Here is a 19,320-nt window from a genome sequence, read left to right as displayed (position 1 = left end):
TCCGAAGAGCCCGACGGTTAACTCAACGGCGCCGCAGCATCGCGTCAGTGTTTGGCCACCGCCTCGCAGGTCTTCGCCTGCTGCCCCGAGGTCGCGGTGATCTGCGGGTAGCCGGCGTGCGGGATCGCAGGGAAGTGCAGGCTGCGGACCCGCTGGCCCTGGGCCAGGGTGAACTGCTTGTGCGCCTCCGGCGGCGGCTCCGACTCGTCGGTGATGGTCAGGTCGACGCTGACGGCCGCCGGGCCCGGATACTCGATGTGCACGTTCGTGCCCGAGCTCGACTTGGTGTACCAGGAGTGCAGGCACCGGCCGTACAGGTGCGCGACCGGGCCGGAGAAGCCCGGGATGTCGGCCTTGGCCGCCGCCGGCGTGCTCGCGGTCGCTGCCGGAGCCTTCGACTTGGCGGCGCCGGACGAGCCCGTCGAGTGGTCGCCTGACGAACCGCAGGCCGATGTGGCCGCGAGCGCGGCGATAGAGATGATCGTGACGAGACGCATGCGCATATCATCGAGCACGCCCCGCGCGGCTGTCCGATCGACCCGCTCGGGGCGCCGGCTCCGCTACCAGTCCCGGGTCCCGACCAGGTCCTCGTGGTCCGCCTCCGGGAAGCCGTACGCCGAGGCGACGAACGAGAAGTCCTCCGCGATCACCTCACGGGCGACGGTCTCGATCTCGCTGTCGGCCTCCTCGAAGTCCGCTTGGAGCGCGTTGAACTCCTCCGTCGCGGCCTCGGTGAGCGCGTACAGCGCGGGCAGGTCGCCCGGCCGCTCGGCCTCGATCCGCTCGCACAGTCTCAACAGGATCGCCTTCCCCTTGTCCACGACGCGATCCGGGAAGTACCCGTCTTGGTACATCCCCTCCAAGAACACATGGTCGACGACCTGCTGATTCGTCACAGTCAAGACAATCTCCCTTTTCCCACCGAGCCTACCGGAAAAGTGTTATCACTCGTGCAGATTGCAAATGCCGGATATGCGGGGGAACCTGGCACAGGGGTCGGGGCCGACCTCGACTTGACAGAACCCTTGCACCGCAGGAGGAGCGATGTCCCCCCGGCCTCTGGTCTTTGTCGTCGGCACTGGACGAACCGGATCCACCGCGCTGTCGAGAATATTCTCCCTACATCCGGATATTCTCAGCATCAACGAACTTTTCGTCTCCGTTGATGGGGCGAACGCTCTTCCGAAAGAGCCACTGGACGGCGGCGGCTTCTGGCGCGTCCTCGCCACGCCCAACGTCATCTTCGATGCGATGACCGCCAACGGGACCCCGTTGCCCGAGTTCCTCTACCCACGGGTTCCCAGCCGGCGGTTCACGGCGGACGGCACCGGCATCCCGGCGCTCAGCCTCATGGTGCTGCCCCATCTCACCGACGATCCGGACGAACTGCTCGACGCCCTCGAACCCGAGGTCACCTCGTGGCCGGCGCGCCCGGTCGCGCGGCACTACGAGGCGCTGTTCGACCTTCTCGCCGCCCGGTTCGGCGGGCGGGTGGCCGTCGAACGCTCGGGACACTCCCTCGAGTGGGTTCCGCAGCTACGGGAGACGTTCCCGCAGGCCAGGTTCTTGCACATGTTCCGCGACGGTCCCGACTGCGCGCTGTCCATGAGCCGTCATCTCGGCTTTCGCAGCTCGGCGCTCGTCCGCGAGATCCTGGAGAGCGCCGGAGTCGAGTCGGTGCTCGAACTGACCCCCGAGCGTCTCCAGAACCTGCCGCCGGACCTGGCGGCCCTCTTGGGCGGCTTCAACTTCGACGCGGTACGCGACCGCGCCGTCCCGGTCGCGCGGTTCGGCGCGCTGTGGTCGGAGATGATCGTCGAAGGGGTCGAGCATCTCGCCAGGATTCCGACGGAATACCAGATGTCCGTCAAGTACGAAGAGCTGCTTTCCTCGCGGCATTCCGAACTCACGCGCCTCGCGGAATTCATCGGCGTTCATCCCGATCCGGAATGGCTCCGGGCCGGCGCCGCACTGCTGGACGACAGCAAACAGGGCGCCGCGCTGCAACTGGCCCCGGATGAGCTGGCCGAACTGCGCGAATCGTGCAAGCCGGGCATTGTCGCACTGGAAAACCACTATTGACCGGCAAGCCACCGCGTCATCTCGGCCGGGTGTGATTTCCTTCCCTCGGGGAAACGGATGTCCTCCCACCCGGCAACCGAGATTCCGGAGCTCGCCATCGAACCCACATCCGAGATCGAGGCCGCACGCCGCGCGGACGGCCCAGGGCTGGAAGAGCTGCTGGCCCGTACGCGGCGAAGAGACCTGCGGGCGTTCGAGCAGATCTACACGCGGGTGAGCGCACCCGTCTACGGACTGGTCCTCCGCATCGCCGGAGACCCCGCGCTCGCCGACGCGATGACGGGCGAGGTCTTCACACAGCTCTGGCACGACGCCGGCGACTACCCGCCGGGCACCGACCCGCTCTGCTGGATCGTGGCACGGGCACACCGCCACGCCGTGGGGATGGTCCGCGCCACCCGTACGCCCGCCGAGCGGCCACGGCCGCCCGCCGAGGCGCCCGGCGGCCTGAGCGAGACGCAGCGCCGCACAATGGACCTCGCCTACTGGGACGGGTTCACCTACCGCCAGATCGCGGCGGTGCTGAACCTCCCGGCCGAGCAGGTCGCGACGCTCATGGCGGACGCGCTGGACTCCCTCCGTTCGGCCGCGCCGTGAGCCGTCCGGCGGTCACAGCAGCCGGCTGACCACGGAGGCGAACCTCGTACGGGGCGCGAGGGCCGCGACGCGGATCGCGTCCTCCATCGTGTCCACGTCGGACAGCACCGGCAGGGTGGCGATCCGGAACCCCTTGTGGCGCAGCGCCTGGACGACGCGCACGCAGGTGTCGGGCCGTGACGTCTCCACGGCGGCGATCGCGTACGCCGCCGACGGGTCGCGGAGCCCGAGTGCCCAGCAGCCGCCGTCGCTGGCCGGCCCCAGCACGACGTCCACCTCCGGCTGCCACAGCCGGCTTCGGCAGATGTCCAGCAGATAGTGGTTGAGCTGCGGTGTGTCCATGCCCATCAGCAGAATCGGCAGGCCGGGGACTAACGCCGCCGTGTCCTCGTACGCCGCGGCGATCCGCTCACCCAGCTTCTCGCCGCGCTGTTCGATCACCGGTACGTCCCGGAGTGCCGACGCCAGCTCGGCCGCACGCTCGGCGTGCGCCAGGCCCCCGGTCAGCGCGACCACGGGCCGGCCGCCGGGCAGCAGGCGGACGACCTCCAGGGTGTCCAGCAGCGCGGCCGCCGCGATGTCGGCGGCCTGCGCCGGAGTCGCCGGTGGGCACAGCCGGGTCTTCACCCGGCCGGCGACCGGCGCCCTTGCCAGGATCAGGACGACCAGTTCCAGTGCGGGGGCGGTTTCCTGCGTCACCGGCAGATCACCCGTGCCATGTCGCGTACGGCGCGCAGCGCGGCCGCGTCGGCATTGGCGTCCGCGTCCAGGATGGCGATCCGGGCGATGCCGTTGTCGGCCATCAGGGCGGTGAAACCGGCCGGAAGCGCACCTATCGCCGTGGGCAGTGCGTCGGCCTCGTTCAGACACGGCAGGACCACGTCAATGCACATGCTCATGCAGGTGGTTCGAAGCCGCCCCACCTGCGGATTGCCCCGCTCCGAAAGAAATGGCGCGTTCCAATGACCCCGCCGTGTCCGCCGACGCGTAGTTCCCTGGCAGGGGGTAGAGCTGAGGAGAGAAAGCAGCGCCCTGGGGAGAATGCATGTTCAAGATCGAGGACATCCGCGAGTGGCGCGGCCACGACGTGATCGACGTCGACGGAAACAAGATCGGCGAGCTGGAGGCCATCTACGTCGACACCGAGACCGACCAGCCGTCCTTCGCCACCGTCAAGGTCGGCCTGCCGACCCGCTACCGGCTGGTCTTCACACCACTGACCGACGCGACGGTCGGCCCCGGCCACGTACGGGTCGCCTACCCGAAGAAGCAGGTGAAGGATTCTCCCTCGATCGAGACGGACGGAGAGCTGATCGCGCGCGACGAAGAGGCCGTCTTCGCCCACTACGAGCTGCCCTACCAGGCCACCACGAACCAGCGACGGCTCGCGCGCCGCTGATCACGCCGTCCGGTCCGACAAGGAGTCCTCGCCATGGCACTGTTCCTGTTCCTCATCATCGTGGCGATCGCGCTGGGAATCACCGGCGTCGCGGTGAAGGGGTTGTTCTTTCTGCTGATCATCGGCATCATCCTGTTCCTCGCCGACCTGGTCCTCGGCGGAATCCGGATGGGCCGCCGCAAGGGCACCCGCCCGGCCCGCTGACCGGGCGCGGCGGCGAAGCCGTGTTTCCCGAGGCCTGAAACTGGGCAGGTCCGCGAAGTTCTTCCAGGCGCTGGGCTTCGAGCTGCAGGTCTCGGCCGGCGACGGCTCCCGGGGTGGTCCGGCGCGGCGCGCGCGGTCGGCGCCGTCTCGCGCCTCCTGATACGCCGCCGGCCCGCGCGGCACCCCACCGCCGCCGACGTCGGCGCCTCGGTCTAGGGCATGCCTTTGTCCCTGAGATACTTCCCGACCTTGCCGGCCCGGCTCGAGTCGATCGAGTAGAAGGTCACCATCTGCCCGTTCGTCCAGTCCCACACGGCCATCGTGACGGTCCTCTCAGGGTCGCCCGTGTAGTCGTGGAAGATGACGTGGTTCGGCTGCCGCTTCTCGACGAACCACCGGCGGCTGTTGGCCCGCGCGAACTTGTACGCCTCCTCCGGCGCGATGTCGTGCTTCTCGGCCTTGCGGTCGGCCGCGCCGCCGCCCATCTCGTCACCCTTGCCGCGCCAGTAGAAGTCGACGTTGGCCCTGATCTCCCGGTCGCTCGGCAACACGATGTTCGTGCCCGGCGCCGGAGCCTTCCCTAGCTTGTACGACCTGCTCGTGACCCTCGTCTGAGTCCTTATCGGCGATGACGGGCGTTCCTGCTCGGCGAGATCGCGTTCTCTGTTGGCCGGGTCGAACCCCGCCTCGACGGGTTCGATCCGTTCCTCCGGATACACGAGGTTCCAGTTGTCGAGCATCGTCCAGCCGTGCTCCTTGCTGACGTATCTGGCAGCTTGGATCAGTCGGAACGCGGTGCTCCGCGACGTGGCGAAATTCGCCTCCAGCCAGGCGGCCGCGGCCTGGTGTTCGACTGTGACGGGCGGAGCCGTGCGCTGGTAGAAGGTTCCGTCGTAGAGATAGTGGCCGCTGCCGTCGTCGGCGAGGTACGCGCCGTTGTCGACGGTGAAAGTGCGGCCGGCGACAGGGTCCCACCAGCGGTAGTCGGCCAGGGAGTACTGCGCCGTCTGGGGATAGTACGTCACCAGGGTCCCGTCCTCCAGGCGATACCAGTCCTGGCTGACCGGCTCGAACCACCAGTAAGTCGTCCTGGTGTCCTGGTAGAGCTCCCGGTTCCCCGAATCGGTGGTCGTGACCCGGACGAGCTGACGCTGGATCACAGGGCTCGACGTGCGTTGCTGCGTCACGTGGGTCAGTTCGTGGGCAAGGGTCCGCAGCCCCTCTGGGCTGCCCGGGTCGTACGCGTCCCGGGCGAAGTGGACGTCCGTCCCGGCGGTGAACGCGCTCGCCTGGAGAGCACCGCCGAGCCGGTCGGCCCGGTCGCCGAGGTGGATCCGCACGTCGCCGAAGTCCGCGCCGAAGGCCTGCTCCAGCGGCGCCCGCACGTCGTCGGGAAGCCGGCCGGGCACCGCCGGGCCGGGGCCGACGGTGCCGATCTTGGCGGCCACCCGCTCCGCCGTACGGTCGGCCTCCTGCTCACGGCGGTCGCCGGCGCCGCCCACGGCCGACGGCAAGCCCTCCTGCGCGAGCAACTGGCCCATGCCGCGGTTGCCGACGAGCCGCGGCGCGCGGGCCGCCGCCGTACGGTCCACCGCTCCGCGCCCGCTCGCGACCTGGCGGAGGAGCCCGAGGGGCCGCGGCGTCGGTGACGGCGCTCGCTCGCCCGGCGAACGGCGTACCTCCGTGGCGGACCGCACGGCGGTTCTCAGCATGAGCGTCCTCCTTTCTCCGAGGAGGTCAGTCCGGTTCGACGGGGGTCAGTTCGGAGCGGAGGTCGTCGATCGCCTGGATCGCGCCGCGGAGCATGAGGAGGCGTTCGCGCAGGTAGGTCTCCTGTCGCTCGACCTCGACCAGCCGCGTCTGGGCCGTCTCGTACTCAGCGTGCAGCGCCTCGAGCCGCTGTTCGAGGACCGCCTTCGTACGGTCGTCGAGGGTCTCGCCGGTCTGCGTCATGCGTTCCGTCCTTCGGAGAGCCGGCCGCGGAGGTCCTCGACCTCGGCCGCGAGTTCCTTGACCGCCTCGACGAGCACCGCGGTGATCCCCTGGTAGTCCACCCCCAGATAGTCGTCGCGTCCAGAGGTGAACACCAGCTCCGGGCAGGTCTCCTGGACCTCCTGCGCCACGACGCCCAGCCGCCGGCGGTCAGGGTCGGTACGGGGCAGGTACGACACGCCCCGCAGGCCGGCCAGGCGGTCCATCGCTCCGGCCACCGTCGTCACGTCGGACTTGAGCCGTACATCCGACGTCGTGACCAAGGCGTTGCCGACGTACAGCTGGCCGCCGCTCATGCAAACATAGGTGTTGCCGTCCGCGTGGATGGCCGCGCGCGGCAGGCCGCCTCGCTGGTCGTAACTCCAGATCTCGTAGGCGTTGGGCTGCACGCCGTGCCCGCCACCGATCGGAGCGGTGTAGGTCTTCCAGGTGAACTCGATGCCGTTGCGCCCTCGGGACGCCAGGCTCAGCGCGGCGAGCGCCTGGGTCTGGTCGTCGGCGGGGAAGTTCCTGGCCATCACCTCGCCGTGCGTCTTCACCAACGTCTCGTGCCCGTCGCTCCCGATCTGCACCATCTTGTCGTTGTTCCAGTTCAGGATGAGCACGTCCGGGCTGTCGTCGCCGGCGGACTTGCCGTTGACGTGCCGGGTCCGCAGGGCGACGTTGTAACCGCTGCCCAGCGTCACCGTGTCCTCGCCCGGGGACATCGTGACCATCGTCTTGGCCGTCGAGAAGTCGCCCGCCGCGGCGGTGTTGGCCTCCCACTTCAGGGTGGAGTTCTGCACCGAGGCCCGCCAGACGCCGCCCGACGCCGGCGCGCCGGTCTGGCGCAGCACCAGCGGCACCTGCGGGTGCTCCACGGTGAGGGCTCCGGGCAGCGGGCCGGAGGTGCCGATGCCGACGCGGCCCGTGGCGGAGATCCGCATGCGTTCGGCCGGCGGCGACCCCGCCGTGAACAGGATGTCGCCCGTGCCGGGATCGGCGCCGATCCCCGGGTAGCCGCTCTCCGGATGGCCGGACCTCCGCAGCAGGACCTTGTCGAACGCCGCGACGCCGATCACCGAGCCGGCGGCGGTCCGCACGCTGTTGTCGGGTACGACCGTGAGCGCGCCGCCGTCGAGGCTGACGGCGGCCAGCAGGATGCCGGGGACCGGGCGGTCTCCGGCGGAGGCCGGCACCGGGTCCCCGTCGTCGCCGAGGCGGCGCACCGCCAGCGAGGGGATCTCACGGATCCGGGTGAACCCGCTCACGCCGGGGTCGGTGCTGGGGTCGTCGAAGGCCTCCTCGTAGAGCAGGTAGATCTCCGCGTTGCTCACGTCCTCGGGGAGCGTGACCGCGGGCATCGACGTCAGCGCGACGATCTCCCGGCCGATCGCGTCGACGGCCGTTCCCGCGTCCACCGTCACCGACTTCGCGCCGACCTCACCGCCGACCGTCAGGCCCTCGGCCACACCCGGCGTGTGCATCGTACGGACGTGGCGGCGATGCCGGTCGATCGCGTAGTCGTCGGCGTCCACGAGATCCTGGGCGCGGATGAACTGGCGGTCGAACCAGTTCGCCCGTTTGTCCAGGTTCCGGTTCCTGCTGACCATCCAGTGTCCTCCTAGATTCCATCACTGTCCGAACTCATCCGCCGAACACCCAGGGCTCGTCCCACAGCAGGGCCGTGCCGGTGACGGGCGGGTCCGCGGCGCGGTCCTCGAGCTGGGCGTAGATCTCGCCGGGCCGGTCCCCTGCCGGGTCGGCGGGGGCGAGCTGCATCGACGAGCCGCGTACGCGCAGCTCGTAGTGGCTGTGCGCGGGTTTCTCCGCGTCGAGGAGGGTCCGCGCCGAGCGCTGCAGCGCGTCGAGCCCGACCGGGTCGCGCAGGTCGCGTACGTCGGGCGCGACGATCAGGTCCGCGACGAAGAAGTGCGCGGGCGGCTCCCCGAGCACGGTGTGCACTCCGAGCAGGCTCTGCACGCCGAGCTGGAAGGGGCTGTCGACGCCGTTCACCGGCGAGGCGAGGTCGGTGATGACGAGCGGCTCGGAGCCCGGCGAGGAGAGAAGGTCGCCCTCCAGCCACGCGCGGAGCAACCCGTCGACGCCGGCGAGGGTGCCGCGTACGCCGGCCAGCGCGATCGCGCGCGCGAGGTAACGGCGGTTCCACTCGACCGGTTTCTCCGGGCGCAGCGGGATCGCCTGCCAGGAGGCCAGGTAGTCGAGGAAGGCGAAGTCGTCTCCCCCGTGATGCAGCAGCTCAGCCGGCGGCGTCGTGGCCGGGTCGAACAGCTCGGGCAGCCCTCCGGTGCCGTCGCCCGGGCCGCTGATCGAGGCGCGCAGCTCGTCGAAGACCGCCTGGACCGGCCCGAGGAACGCGCCGAGCAGCTCGTCGGTCCGGTACGCCTCCGGCAGGTAGCGGAGGATCCACGGTTCGGTCACCACGCCTCCGCGCCCGGGTCAAGGACGGTCACGGTCAGGTCGTCGAGGTCGGCCAGCGTCTCCGCGGCCGCCGCCGGATCGGCGGCCAGCGGCAGCGCGGCCAGGGACTCGTCGCCGTCGAGCAGCAGGGTCACGACGTGGTCGACTCCTCTGACGTCTTCGAGCAGCGCGTACAGCTCGGAGCGGTAGACGGCGCGGCCGAACTCCCAGCCCTGCCCGGCCGCGCCGCCGCGCAGCGGGCTGAGAAAGGTGACGAGCGCGTTCTCCACGGCCGCCTGCACGGTGTCCTTGCGGAGCTGCGTGGCGACGTCGCGGACGACGGTGACCGCGATCCCCACCGGCCGGTACGCCGGCGGCACCGTCCGGATGCGCGTGGTCAGCGGCGTACCGTTCCTCACCAGGTCATAGGCCTGCTGCAGCAGGGGTTCGGCGGGTACGGGACGGCCGCCGGAGCCCGCCGGCACGAGGACGACGCGGACCACGTCCGGCTCCCCGGCCGGCGCGACCGCGGTCACCGACACCCGGGCCACGGCCGGGCGGGCCGCCGCGTACGAGACGGCGCCGTCCTCGCCGGTGAACCGCAGCACACCCGCCGTCCAGGCGTCTCCGGGCACGATCGCGACCGTCGCCGCGCCGGCCGGGGCGAGCGCCGCCAGCCGGGTGCCGGGCGGCCCGGACGTGAGCGGGGCCACCGGCGCGCCGGCGTCGTGGGCCAGGCTCGCGGGCTCCTCCAGAGTCACCACGGACTGGTCCACGGACCGCGCCGTGACCACCTCGAACGCCTCGTCGCCGGCCGGCGGTCCGACCGCGAGCAGGTCGCCCGGCCGGGGTACGGGGCCCGCGGTCAGGGTCAGCGCGGCGGCGCCGGCCGGCGTCGCCTCCGCGAGCGACGCGCCGGAGGACGCCACGGTGAGCAGGCCGGCCTCGGTCCCGGCCGGCAGCGCCGTCGCGGGCGGCGGCTTCACCTGGAACAGGCCGTTCAGCGCGAGCGCCACGACGTCGTCGGCGGTCACCGCGCAGGCCGGGGTGGACAGCCTCGCCGCGGCCCGCGCGAGCAGGTCCTGGGGCGTGTCGCCGGCCCGGGGCTCGACGCCCGCGAGCCGGGCGAGGTTGACCAGCGTACGGTCGGTCACCCGGTCGGCCTGGTAGACCAGCGACTCGACGAGGAAGGCGAACAGCTCCATGAGCGTGACGCCCGGGTCGGACTCGTTGTGGTCCGTCCAGGCCGGGAAGACACGCGGGATGAACGCGTGGCCCTCCGCGGTGAGGTCGTCGAAGCTCTTGTCGTCGAGCGACCGTATCGGCAGTGGCACCAGAACCCCCCTATACCGCTCGTATCCGGATGCGGTGCCCGGCCGAGTACGCGAAGACGTACGGGTCGAGATGGACGTGGTCCGACACGGTGGCGACGCGCTCGGCCACCGCGGTCAGCGATCCTCCGACCGTGATCGTCTGCCCGTCCGCGAAGTCGCCCACGGTCAGCCTGGTGATCGCCGTCTCCCCCGGGGCGGACGAGGCCGCGACCAGCGGCGCGCGTACCTGACCGCCCAGGGTGCTCACGATCGCTCCGTCGCCCGGCGGCGCCTCGATCGGGGCGACGGTGAGCTCCACCTGACCGCTCGTGCCGGCGTCCACGGCCGAGACCGTGGCGGGGAACGGGTGGAGCACGGTGAGCGACTCGCCCACCGTCACCGGCGACGCGTCCTCCGGGACGACCGTGAGGGTCGCGGTGGTCCCCGGGGCGATGCCGCCGCGCAGCCGGCTCCGGTAGCCGCCCGGACCGACGATCGTGCTGCCGCGCGGAAGGCCGGCCGCCAGCGAGCCGCGGACGAGCCGGGCGTGGACCCGTCCGCCGGAGTCGGTCGCCTCCACGACGAGGTCCGCGGCGAAGGTCACCTGGTCGCCTTCGCGGAACCCGGTCACGTCGATCCGCCGTACCTGCGTGCCGGCCGCGATCGCCAGCGCCAGCGGCCCGGCGCACCGGCCGTCCACGGCGGCGACGCGGGTTCCCGCCGGGTAGGCGGCGGGCGCGACGGCCACCGGAGCGGAGGCGAGGGTCAGCCGCCGCTGCGCGAGGTTCGGCCGGAGTGAGAGCGTCTGGACGTGGCTGACGCCGTCGACGTTCTCCAGCAGCTGGGCGACCTCGGAGGCGTACACCGGGCGGCCCAGCGTCCAGCCGGTTCCGCCGGGGCCGCCGGTGACCGGATGGAAGAAGGCGCCGAGCGCGGCCACGGCGCGGCGCGTGACCTGGTCGGCGTCGGCGAGAACACGTGGGACGAGGTCGGCGTCGACGGTCACCCGTACGTAGGCGGGGCCGATGACGCTGATCCGGCCGGGCGCCGGGCCGGTCAGGGAGACGGATGCGCGCGCGGCCAGGTAGTCGCCGACCTCGCGGACCAGCTCGGGTGCCGGTTCGGGCGTCGGGCCCGTGTCGTCGGGGACGACGAGCACCGTCACCCATCCGGGAGCGAAGGCCATGTCACCGCCGGTGTTCGGCAGGCAGACGGCACGGGCCACCCGTCCGCCCGTGGCCTGCCGTACGAGCCACTCGACGTCCTCCGCGGTGACCGCGCGGTCGCGGTGGCGCAGGGTGTGGGCGCCGCGCTCGCGTACCTGGTCGAGCGGTTCGCCGTCGGAGCCGCCGTCGGCGGCCGAGGGGTTCGTGACCGTCGCGATGCCGGGCACCGGCGTACGCAGCTGGCCGGCACTCGCCGCCGGGACGTTGCCGGAGGCCCCGCCTCCCGCTCGGTAGGTCATCGTCAGGTTGGACGTGCCGCGCGGCGGGATCAGCCCGCGGACGCCGTCGCCGAACCGTACGGTGCCGGTGCTCCGGTCCAGCGTGTAGTGGCGGTCCGCGGGGGCCGACCGGCCGAAGTCGGGGACCTCGTGCCAGCGCGCCTGGACGCCGGCCAAGGTGGCCGGGGCGACCGCGCCGGGCCCCTCCTCCGCGGCGAGGGTCTCGGCCTCGTCCGCGGGCAGGGTCTCCGACTCGGCCACGAACAGCTCCTGGCCCGGCTGCACGTCGCGGCGCGCGGTCGTGAACACCTGGCCCTGCTGTCCGCTGCTCGAACCGAGCACCTCGCCGGAGACGGTGACCGCGGCCGCCGCGAGGACCGCGTTGGCGTACAGGGCCGAGATCCGCCGCGATCCGGCCGGGTCGTCGGCGGCCGACCGTACCCGCAGCCACACCCGCGTGACGGGGTCGAACCGGGCCAGCCCGGCCAGTTCGACGGGCGTCACCAGGCTGATGGAACCCGACACCGTGAATCCCGAAGTGCCGTCGAAGACGGTGAGTTCCTGCCAGCGGCGGCCGTCGAAGTACTCCCAGCGGGTACCGGCGGGATCGGCGCCGCCCGGGGGATCGCCGCCCGGCCGCGTGAGTTCTCGCGCCGGCACCTCGGCGTACAGGGTGAGCGCCTGCTGGGCGGACAGGCCGTCGAAACCGAGGTACAGCGCGGGGCCCGGATCGGCGTACGGCGCGGGCAGGTCGGCGAGCCCGGGGAACGGCGCGAAGCCTGTTTCGTCGGAGGGCACGGCCTCCTCGAAGTGGTCGCCGGCCTGGACGACGCAGTGCGGCACGGTCCTGGTCACGTATGACAGCGTCACGGACCGCAGCCGGGGCGGCGCGAGGTTGCCCGTGCCCGGCTTCACCTGGAAGCCGCGGCTCGGGTCGGACGTGTTGACCGGCACGTACTCCACCGGCGTGCCGTAGCCGCCCTTCGTGATCCGGGCCCTGACCCAGCGGCCGGATCTGCCCGCGACCTCGCGGATCGGCACCGGCGGCAGGGCGAGGGTCACCGCTCCGTCCGCGGTGAGCGTGCCGGCGCCGGCCGGGGAGGCAGTGGCACCGACGGCGGTCCAGCCGTCCGTCCCGAGATACTCCCAGGTCAGAGCGAGGTCCGCGGTAGCCGTCCCCCCTCCGGCCTTGATGATCAACGACACCGTCATGGGCTGTGCGAACGCCTGGTCGGCGCGCAGGTACATGACATCGCCGACCTGTGGCCGGTCGCCGAACGGGAGGAAGTCCCTGGTCGGGTCGGCAAGGGCGGTGCCGGCGAGGACGGTGTCGGGGACCAGGGCGCCGACCTCCACGTCGAGCGTCGGATCGTGCAGCCGCAGGCCGCCGGGGACCGCGGCGTCGGGGTGGGGCACCGGCAGCGCGAGGTGCAGCCAGCGACCGGAGACCGCCAGGCCCACGCCGGTGACCTCCTCGGTGTCGAGCAACGGCAGCCTGCCCTGCAGGGACACGGTGCCGTTCCCCTGCATGCTCACGGTCGGCGACAGGGTCCGCGTCGTGCCGGAGGTGCGGCAGGACACCACGAGTGAGTCGAACAGCGCGCGTACCGAGTCCTCCGAGGCGTAGGTCGTGTAGCGGAACGTCAGCGCGTACACGGCGAGCCCGGACGGCCCGGTCAGCAGGTCGTCGCCGGCGTGCAGGACGTGCGCGAGCGGAGTGTCCCCGGCGAAGACCGGTCCGGCGCGGCCGGTGAGATCGCTCGCGCGGTCCCAGACGGGGTCCACCACCCGGGCCGCCGCCAGCGTGGCGGGCAGCACCATCAGGTCCTGCTCGGTCTCGAACACGACCTCGGGCCGGGCGGCCGCCGCCGGCGCGCTCACCTGGGTCCCGGCCGGGACGAGCGTCGCGTCGCTGCCGGGGGCGAGCCCGAAGACGAGCGGCGTACGGGCCGCCGAGGCCGGCAGCGGGCTGACTCCCATCGCGTCGAGGAAGGTCAGCAGCGTCTTGTCCGGCACCCCGTTCAGCCGCGTCAGCCCGATCTCCACGAACCGAGCGAAGATCCGGTGCAGCGCCGTGCCGGCGTCTCCCTCGGGCGGCGGGGTCCAGGCGGGAAGGGTCTGGCGGGCCTCCTCGCTCAGCCGCGCGAGCACGTCGGCGAGCGTCCGCGCGTCCAGCGGCGGCGACGGCATCAGAGGCCTCCCCGGTCGAGGTAGAAGGGGTAGACCAGGTTGAGCCGCGTGTCGGTGCGCCGCACCCGGTAGTCCAGCGTGATCACCAGTCGCTCGGGCACGTCGGGATCGGCGGAGACGTCGAGCGCGAGGATGTCGATGCGCGGCTCGTACCTCGTGAGCGCCTCCCGCACCTCGTGGCCGACCAGCGTCATCGTGGCCGCCGACATCGGCGCGAAGACCAGGTCGGACAGGCCCGCCCCGAAGTCCGGGCGCATGATCCGCTCGCCCTTGCCGGTCGCGAGGATGAGCCCGATCGCCTGCCGTACGTGCGCGTTCATGTCGTTGAGGGCGAAGTGCCCGTTCTCGTCCAGACGCAGAGGAAAGGCCAGGCCCGTGCCGAGGTACGGCGTCGGCGCGCCCTCGGTCTCGGGGCCCGGCGGGCTCACGCCGGGGATCGGCTGGGTCATCCGCGTCAGCCGATCCGGACCGTGCCGGCGCCGGTGATCTGCCCGGCGGGCAGGTCGGCCGGGTCGTTGCAGGTGACCACCCGGTCGCCGACGCGGGCGGCCGGGCGGCCGCCGATCCGTACGGTGGGGCTGCCCTGCTGGACGGTCCCGCGGTTCAGGGGAGGGCGCTGGAACGTGCCCCCCGCCGGTACGTGCGGGGGCAGGTTGGTGGCCGTGCTCCCGAGCGTCGCGGCGGGCCGGCCCTCGATGCGGACCGTCGGGCTGAGACCGCCGTCGAGACTCCCGACGAACGGGTGCGGCAGGGGCACCGGTGTCCCGGCGGGGAGGATCACGACGTGCAGATCGGTCGCCACCACCTGGTCGCCGCCTTTGGCCGCAGGCTGCCCCATCTCGGGTCTCCTTCTCATCCGCTCAGTTGATGTCGACGGTCGCGCCGCGGAGGGTGGCCGGGCCGTCGCCGGTCAGGTCCAGCGACCCCTTCGCCCGGACCGCGATGCTCGCGTCCGCGTCCAGCACGATCCGGCTGCCGCGAAGCCGTAGCTCGCCCTCCGGCGCCTCGACGGTGACGTCGCCGCTCCCGTGCACGGTGATCGCGCCGGTCGCGGAGTCCAGGACGACGCTGCTCCGGCCGTTCTTCTCCACCAGCTCGATCTTCTCGGCGCCGTCGGTGTCGTCGAGCCGGACCATGTGACCGCTCCGGGACTTCACGACCCGTACGTCGGGGGTGGCGGCCGGTGGGGTGTCCTTGCCGTTCCACAGCGAGCCCACGACGTAGGGCCGGTCCGCGTGGCCGTGCTCGAAGGCGAGCAGCACCTCGTCGCCCGGCTCGGGCGGGAAGTACGCGCCGCGGTCCTTGCCCGCCGACGGCGCCGCGAGCCGGGCCCACAGCCCGTCCTCCCCTCCGGCGGCCAGGCGCACCTTGACCCGCCCCTGGCCGCGCGGGTCGCGGTTGTCGGTGACCACTCCGACGGCGACGCCGGTCGCCGAGCCCGTCCATTCGCCGTCGGCGTGCGCGCCGTTGAGGCTGAACTCGGTGAGGTAGCCGCTCTCGGAGACGACGTGCGTGGCCTCGGTGACGACGTACTTGCCGCCGTCGAACCGGCCCGTCCCATGCAGTTTCACGACCGTGCCGACGTCCAGCTCGGGCCGTCCGGACGTGACGCCGCCGCCGACGACCAGCGACTTCGCCTGCTCCGCGAGCACCGCCTTCGCCAGGGACTCGGCCTCGTTCGCACCCGAGACGCGGGCGTGCATGATGACCAGGGTCCGGTCGGACCCGGCGGTGGGTGCCGGGGACAGCTCCGGCCCGATCGAGGCGCGCGTCGCGCTCCCGGTGAACGCCTGCTTCTGCGCCGGATCCCAGCCGTGCACGACGACCTTGGCGACCTGGCCCGTCGTGCTCAGGCGGAGGCGCAGCGAGGTGACGTCCTCACCGCGCCGCAGGTCCACCGCGCGCGCGGCCGGGCGCTCGCCGCGTACGTGGAGCGTCCGGCGGTCCACCCAGATCGCGTAGCCGTTCACGGCCGCGAGCTCGCGCAGGAACGCCAGGTCGCTGACCTCGTTCTGCACTCGTGGGGTACCGCCCGGCACGCCGGTGGCGGCGTCGGAGGCCAGCCCCGCTTCGCCGGCGATCCTCGACACGACGTCGGCGTCGCTCGGGCCCGCGTCCCCCTGCCCGGGGAACACCCGGTAGGACGCGCCGCGGCCGAGCCCGTGCAGCGTGTCGAAGCCGTCCACCCGGACCACGGGGTTCCCCTCCGCGGGGAACTCCACGGCCGCGGCGGTGATCGTCCCGCTCACGGCGATCTTCACTCCGCCGAGGAACCCCACCGCGACGGTGATCTCGGCGCCCTCGCGGAAGGGCCCCAGCGGGGGTGTGATCAGCTCGAGCCCGGGGTCGTACAGGTCGATGGAGAAGTGGTCGGGAGGGTCGATCCGGCGCGTGAGGCTGATCTGCGTCACCCGGTCCAGGACCAGGGCGGGCAGCGGCCTGCCGTCGATGGTGATCGCGTAGTCCGGGACGAGCACCGCCCGGTCGCCGTTCGTCGTCATCCGCGCCCCGTCACCGTAGCGCCGGGATCGTGAGCCGTTGCCCGAGACTGAGCGCGAGCGGGTCGTCGATCCCGCTGGCCCGCGCGATCACCCGCCACTGCCGGGGGTCGTCGTACTCCTCGGCGGCGATGCGCGCCAGCGTGTCGCCCGCCCTGACCACGCGTCCCTTGGCGCGGTCGGGCGACTGGAGCGGCGTCGAGGCGACCAGCGTCGTCAGGCTCTCCGCGCCGCGGAGCGTGACCGAGAGCTGGGCCCGCAGCGGCAGCCCGGCCGCGTCGAAGTAGAGGAAGTGCTGGCTGACACTCTCCAGTACGCACGGGAAGACCAGCGAACCCCACAGGAACAGGAGCTGCGGCGGCGCGTGCGTCTCGGGATCGACGTCCGCGAGCCCGACGACGATGTCGGTGTGCAGGCGTACGTCGAGGCCGATGGACGTGGTGTCGAAGAACAGGTCCGTGGTGAGGGACCTGGCGTTGCCGCGCACGAACTGCACCATCGAGGACCCCAGCCCGGGCACCGCGATCTCGGCGTACTCGTTGCTGCGCGTGAGCTGGTACTCCGGCGGGTTGAACATGACCGGGACCAGCATCGGTCCCCGCGGATACCTCGCCACGATCAAGGCCTTGGACAGTGCCATCTCTCAACCTCCGTTCCGCTCGCGCTCGATCTCCTGCCGGCGCAGCAGCATCTCGCCGACCTGGTCGGCGATCCGCCGCACCTCACTCGCCCGCAGGCCGGGGCGCGGGACGTCGGCCGGTGACCGCCGGTCGTCCGTGGCGGGTGCCGTGCCGTGTCGTCCCGCCGCCGTTCCGGCCGGGGGCTCGTGGGCGTCGGGCGGTACGGGACCGGGGGGCTCCGGCCGGCGCCTGGCGGCCTGGGGCTCGTCGGCCGCGCGCAGGGTGAAGGCGGGCATCTCTCTGGGGGTGGTCACGGCGTCGAACAGCGTTCCCAGCAGGTCGGCGGTACCGCCTGCCTGCGACGCGGCGGCGCTCCACCCGGCCGGCGGACCTGCGGCGGGCGGCGGACCTGGGGCGGAGAGGGGGCTAACGACAGGCAGTGGGCTCGCGGCGGACAGCGGCCCGGCGGCGGGCACCGCGCCGGCCCGTCCGCCGCGCGCTTCGCGACGAGCAGCCCCGGCCGCCTCGGCCCCGCCCATCCCGCCACCACCTGCTCCGGCACCGCCCGCCTCGACGCCGGCCGCCCGAGCACCACCGATCCCGGCACCGCCCGCCTGGGCTCCGGCCGTCCAGGTGCCGCCCATCTCGGAACCACCGGCCATCCCGGCTCCGCCCGACCCCGAATCGCCCGCCATCCCGGCTCCGGCCGTCCCGGAACCGCCCGGCTTCTCGGCCCCCGGTCTCCCTACCTCCACGCTGCCCGCCCCGGCGTACACGTCCGGTCCGGCCGCCGTCGCCACCGGAGACACGACCGGCACGGCCCGGACGGTCCCCACACCCGCCGAGGGCAGACCGGTACGTGACATCGCCGCCCCGGACGCGGCATCACCAAGCTCACCGCCGGCGTCAGGCGCCGCCGTCGCCCCGGACACCGGCGAGCCCGCAAGCGGAGAGGCAGGGATCGGCGACCCGGCCCACGCGCCGGATGCCGTCGGCCGATGACCAGGCGAAGCAGTGTCGGCCGAGGTGCCAGGCGACCCGAGGTCCGCCGCCGTACCGGCCGGCGCCACCCCATCCGCCATGCCGGGCGGCGCGAGTCCCGCCACACCGCCAGGCGACACGGGGTCCGTCGCACCGGGCACCGCCTCCGTACCGGACGGCGCGGATCCCGCCGGCCGCCCGGGCAGCGCGGGTTCCGCCGGCCGGCCGGGAACACGCCGGCCGACCCGCCCGCGCAACGTGGCGGGCCACGTCGCCGCGTCGACGGGCCTGCCGACCATGCCCTCGTACCGCCGGCTGATCCCGGCGACGGTCCGCTCCGCCGTACGCGCCGCCCCCGGCCGCCACCCCGACCGGGCGTACGCCGCCAGCAGCGGTGAAGCGTCCTCCTCCGGCGCCGCCGCGCCGGACACGCTCTCGTCGGTCACGTCACCCCCACCAGCGCATCACGACCGATCGCCACTTCAGCCGGGGCCGACACCGCGCCGGCCACGTCCTCTCCGCTCCCGGCTCTCCCACCGACGCACCGCGACCGGCCGACACCACCGGCCGGGGCGTACGGTGCCGCCGCGTCAGGCACTCTCTCGTCGGTCATGTCTCCTCCGTCAGCGCGCCGGGCCGGACGGCGCGCCCGCACCCGGATGTGGGCGCGTCGTCCCGTACAGACGGTCGACCTCCGCCACCCAGCGGCGGCGTTCCGTGTGGTCCAGGGCGAGCAGCTCCGCGCGGGCCCAGTGGAAGTGGGAGGCGATGACGGCTACCTCCTCGTGGAGGAGATCGAGGGGGTAGCCGTGGATTCCCCCGGTTGGTCGATGTCCACCTCGAAGCTCTGCTCGCAGTGCGGGCAGGCCACCGCGACGAGCCGGCTGCCGCTGTTGAGGCGGTTGTAGAGATGCTGCAGGTACGCCAGGTCCGAGGCGTACAGCCCCTCGACCACCTTGGGGTTGATCGCCTCGACCGTGCCGAGCCGCGTCACCACCCGCGACAGCAGGATCACCACGAGGTACGCCGGGTTGGCCTGCACGCGCGGGTCGCGGAGGGGCAGGATCTCGTCGGCGGCCGTGGCGAGCCGCATGCGGCCGCTGCGGTGGAGTTCGCCGGAGGAGTCGAGGTACCCCATCGGCAGGGTGAACTCGCACTCCCCGGGCAGGTCGGTCACGCCGGCTCCACCCGCTCGCACGTCACCGTGAGCGTGTAGATCGCGACGTCGTTGCCCTTCGCGCTCAGCGCGGGACCGTCCCACCCGCTCGGCCACGCCTGGAAGAAGTTCCAGCGCAGTTTCTCCTGGCCGTCGTCGGCGAGCAGCACGATCGAGCCGTTCTTGCGTTCGATCCGCCCGGCGGTCGCGGCGAGGTGCCAGTCGAGCAGCTCGTGGGAGTCGGTCACGCCCCACTTGAGGGTGATGTCCGGATAGCTGACCTTGCCGGGCAGCTTGCGGACGGTGGCCGCGTCGCCGCCCTCGCGGTACTCCACCACCTCGACCTTGGAGCCGAAGCCGGAGACGTCGGAGAACCCGGCCTGGACGATGCCATCGATCTCGACCAGGTACCGGAAGTCGGCGTAGGGATCAACCCGAGGCATG

Annotated in this window: 22 protein-coding genes; 4 read left to right on the top strand and 18 right to left on the bottom strand. The window is 72.5% G+C overall.

Annotation, left to right across the window (positions count from 1 at the left end):
- Positions 1-44 precede the first annotated feature (44 nt).
- A complete protein-coding gene (locus QWU11_RS20100) occupies positions 45-497 on the bottom strand; it encodes a hypothetical protein (protein ID WP_290115528.1) in 453 nt (150 codons plus the stop codon).
- Between the two features lie 63 nt (positions 498-560).
- Positions 561-896, bottom strand: coding sequence for a DUF5713 family protein (locus QWU11_RS20095; RefSeq protein ID WP_354670870.1), 336 nt, complete (start codon positions 894-896; stop codon positions 561-563).
- Between the two features lie 148 nt (positions 897-1,044).
- Between QWU11_RS20095 and QWU11_RS20090 the strand changes: the two genes are divergently transcribed.
- Both QWU11_RS20090 and QWU11_RS20085 read left to right on the top strand, forming a co-directional pair.
- A complete protein-coding gene (locus tag QWU11_RS20090; RefSeq protein WP_290115526.1) occupies positions 1,045-2,082 on the top strand; it encodes a sulfotransferase in 1,038 nt (345 codons plus the stop codon).
- 57 nt (positions 2,083-2,139) lie between these two features.
- A complete protein-coding gene (locus QWU11_RS20085; protein ID WP_290115525.1) occupies positions 2,140-2,679 on the top strand; it encodes a sigma factor-like helix-turn-helix DNA-binding protein in 540 nt (179 codons plus the stop codon).
- A gap of 12 nt (positions 2,680-2,691) precedes the next feature.
- On the opposite strand, the gene QWU11_RS20080 is transcribed toward QWU11_RS20085, so the two are convergent.
- Both QWU11_RS20080 and QWU11_RS20075 read right to left on the bottom strand, forming a co-directional pair.
- On the bottom strand, positions 2,692-3,378 hold the full coding sequence (locus tag QWU11_RS20080) for a DUF2064 domain-containing protein (protein WP_290115524.1): 687 nt from the start codon (positions 3,376-3,378) through the stop codon (positions 2,692-2,694).
- Positions 3,375-3,578 carry a hypothetical protein gene (locus QWU11_RS20075; protein ID WP_290115521.1) on the bottom strand — a complete coding sequence of 68 codons (204 nt, stop codon included), beginning with the start codon at positions 3,576-3,578 and terminating at the stop codon, positions 3,375-3,377. The genes QWU11_RS20080 and QWU11_RS20075 overlap by 4 nt, the downstream gene beginning before the upstream one ends.
- A 146-nt stretch (positions 3,579-3,724) precedes the next feature.
- Here QWU11_RS20075 and QWU11_RS20070 point away from each other — a divergent pair, with 146 nt between their 5' ends.
- Positions 3,725-4,078 carry a PRC-barrel domain-containing protein gene (locus QWU11_RS20070; protein WP_290115520.1) on the top strand — a complete coding sequence of 118 codons (354 nt, stop codon included), beginning with the start codon at positions 3,725-3,727 and terminating at the stop codon, positions 4,076-4,078.
- A 33-nt stretch (positions 4,079-4,111) separates the two neighbouring features.
- Positions 4,112-4,282 carry a hypothetical protein gene (locus QWU11_RS20065; protein ID WP_290115514.1) on the top strand — a complete coding sequence of 57 codons (171 nt, stop codon included), beginning with the start codon at positions 4,112-4,114 and terminating at the stop codon, positions 4,280-4,282.
- A 212-nt stretch (positions 4,283-4,494) separates the two neighbouring features.
- On the opposite strand, the gene QWU11_RS20060 is transcribed toward QWU11_RS20065, so the two are convergent.
- The 14 genes from QWU11_RS20060 to QWU11_RS20000 form a co-directional block, all read right to left on the bottom strand.
- Positions 4,495-5,994: a DUF4157 domain-containing protein gene (locus QWU11_RS20060; protein WP_290115512.1), complete on the bottom strand. Its 1,500-nt coding sequence runs from the start codon at positions 5,992-5,994 to the stop codon at positions 4,495-4,497.
- 25 nt (positions 5,995-6,019) lie between these two features.
- On the bottom strand, positions 6,020-6,235 hold the full coding sequence (locus QWU11_RS20055) for a hypothetical protein (protein ID WP_290115510.1): 216 nt from the start codon (positions 6,233-6,235) through the stop codon (positions 6,020-6,022).
- Complete coding sequence (locus QWU11_RS20050) at positions 6,232-7,866, bottom strand: tail fiber domain-containing protein (RefSeq protein ID WP_290115508.1); 1,635 nt, start codon at positions 7,864-7,866, stop codon at positions 6,232-6,234. The genes QWU11_RS20055 and QWU11_RS20050 overlap by 4 nt, the downstream gene beginning before the upstream one ends.
- A gap of 34 nt (positions 7,867-7,900) precedes the next feature.
- Complete coding sequence (locus QWU11_RS20045; protein ID WP_290115506.1) at positions 7,901-8,695, bottom strand: hypothetical protein; 795 nt, start codon at positions 8,693-8,695, stop codon at positions 7,901-7,903.
- Complete coding sequence (locus QWU11_RS20040; RefSeq protein WP_290115504.1) at positions 8,692-10,008, bottom strand: hypothetical protein; 1,317 nt, start codon at positions 10,006-10,008, stop codon at positions 8,692-8,694. Before QWU11_RS20040 ends, QWU11_RS20045 begins: the two co-directional genes overlap by 4 nt.
- A 10-nt stretch (positions 10,009-10,018) precedes the next feature.
- Positions 10,019-13,621 carry a putative baseplate assembly protein gene (locus QWU11_RS20035; RefSeq protein WP_290115502.1) on the bottom strand — a complete coding sequence of 1,201 codons (3,603 nt, stop codon included), beginning with the start codon at positions 13,619-13,621 and terminating at the stop codon, positions 10,019-10,021.
- Positions 13,621-14,070, bottom strand: a complete 450-nt coding sequence (locus tag QWU11_RS20030) for a GPW/gp25 family protein (RefSeq protein WP_290115501.1) — start codon at positions 14,068-14,070, stop codon at positions 13,621-13,623. The genes QWU11_RS20035 and QWU11_RS20030 overlap by 1 nt, the downstream gene beginning before the upstream one ends.
- Positions 14,071-14,075: 5 nt before the next feature.
- Positions 14,076-14,459: a PAAR domain-containing protein gene (locus tag QWU11_RS20025; RefSeq protein ID WP_290115500.1), complete on the bottom strand. Its 384-nt coding sequence runs from the start codon at positions 14,457-14,459 to the stop codon at positions 14,076-14,078.
- A gap of 22 nt (positions 14,460-14,481) precedes the next feature.
- Complete coding sequence (locus QWU11_RS20020) at positions 14,482-16,122, bottom strand: phage baseplate assembly protein V (protein WP_290115499.1); 1,641 nt, start codon at positions 16,120-16,122, stop codon at positions 14,482-14,484.
- Positions 16,123-16,132: 10 nt separating this feature from the next.
- Positions 16,133-16,759 carry a LysM peptidoglycan-binding domain-containing protein gene (locus tag QWU11_RS20015; protein WP_290115497.1) on the bottom strand — a complete coding sequence of 209 codons (627 nt, stop codon included), beginning with the start codon at positions 16,757-16,759 and terminating at the stop codon, positions 16,133-16,135.
- A gap of 3 nt (positions 16,760-16,762) precedes the next feature.
- On the bottom strand, positions 16,763-18,166 hold the full coding sequence (locus QWU11_RS20010; RefSeq protein WP_290115495.1) for a hypothetical protein: 1,404 nt from the start codon (positions 18,164-18,166) through the stop codon (positions 16,763-16,765).
- Between the two features lie 177 nt (positions 18,167-18,343).
- Positions 18,344-18,490 (bottom strand): DUF6760 family protein, encoded by a 147-nt coding sequence (locus tag QWU11_RS47355; RefSeq protein ID WP_354670869.1) that lies wholly within the window; start codon positions 18,488-18,490, stop codon positions 18,344-18,346.
- A 5-nt stretch (positions 18,491-18,495) separates the two neighbouring features.
- On the bottom strand, positions 18,496-18,897 hold the full coding sequence (locus tag QWU11_RS20005; protein ID WP_290115494.1) for a hypothetical protein: 402 nt from the start codon (positions 18,895-18,897) through the stop codon (positions 18,496-18,498).
- Positions 18,894-19,319, bottom strand: a complete 426-nt coding sequence (locus tag QWU11_RS20000) for a phage tail protein (RefSeq protein WP_290115493.1) — start codon at positions 19,317-19,319, stop codon at positions 18,894-18,896. Before QWU11_RS20000 ends, QWU11_RS20005 begins: the two co-directional genes overlap by 4 nt.
- Position 19,320: the final 1 nt, after the last annotated feature.

Source organism: Actinomadura sp. DC4 (assembly GCF_030406325.1).
Lineage (GTDB): Bacteria > Actinomycetota > Actinomycetes > Streptosporangiales > Streptosporangiaceae > Actinoallomurus.
The sequence above is the reverse complement of the archived record's forward strand: the minus strand, read 5'-3'. Positions and strand labels throughout refer to the sequence as shown.

Coding starts and splice junctions, on each gene's coding strand:
- QWU11_RS20015 (WP_290115497.1), bottom strand. CDS start 16,759: ATGGCACTGTCCAAGGCCTTGATCGTGGCGAGGTATCCGCGGGGACCG.
- QWU11_RS20065 (WP_290115514.1), top strand. CDS start 4,112: ATGGCACTGTTCCTGTTCCTCATCATCGTGGCGATCGCGCTGGGAATC.
- QWU11_RS20070 (WP_290115520.1), top strand. CDS start 3,725: ATGTTCAAGATCGAGGACATCCGCGAGTGGCGCGGCCACGACGTGATC.
- QWU11_RS20100 (WP_290115528.1), bottom strand. CDS start 497: ATGCGTCTCGTCACGATCATCTCTATCGCCGCGCTCGCGGCCACATCG.
- QWU11_RS20060 (WP_290115512.1), bottom strand. CDS start 5,994: ATGCTGAGAACCGCCGTGCGGTCCGCCACGGAGGTACGCCGTTCGCCG.
- QWU11_RS20075 (WP_290115521.1), bottom strand. CDS start 3,578: ATGAGCATGTGCATTGACGTGGTCCTGCCGTGTCTGAACGAGGCCGAC.
- QWU11_RS20030 (WP_290115501.1), bottom strand. CDS start 14,070: ATGACCCAGCCGATCCCCGGCGTGAGCCCGCCGGGCCCCGAGACCGAG.
- QWU11_RS20085 (WP_290115525.1), top strand. CDS start 2,140: ATGTCCTCCCACCCGGCAACCGAGATTCCGGAGCTCGCCATCGAACCC.
- QWU11_RS20090 (WP_290115526.1), top strand. CDS start 1,045: ATGTCCCCCCGGCCTCTGGTCTTTGTCGTCGGCACTGGACGAACCGGA.
- QWU11_RS20050 (WP_290115508.1), bottom strand. CDS start 7,866: ATGGTCAGCAGGAACCGGAACCTGGACAAACGGGCGAACTGGTTCGAC.
- QWU11_RS20035 (WP_290115502.1), bottom strand. CDS start 13,621: ATGCCGTCGCCGCCGCTGGACGCGCGGACGCTCGCCGACGTGCTCGCG.
- QWU11_RS20055 (WP_290115510.1), bottom strand. CDS start 6,235: ATGACGCAGACCGGCGAGACCCTCGACGACCGTACGAAGGCGGTCCTC.
- QWU11_RS20025 (WP_290115500.1), bottom strand. CDS start 14,459: ATGGGGCAGCCTGCGGCCAAAGGCGGCGACCAGGTGGTGGCGACCGAT.
- QWU11_RS20020 (WP_290115499.1), bottom strand. CDS start 16,122: ATGACGACGAACGGCGACCGGGCGGTGCTCGTCCCGGACTACGCGATC.
- QWU11_RS20000 (WP_290115493.1), bottom strand. CDS start 19,319: ATGCCTCGGGTTGATCCCTACGCCGACTTCCGGTACCTGGTCGAGATC.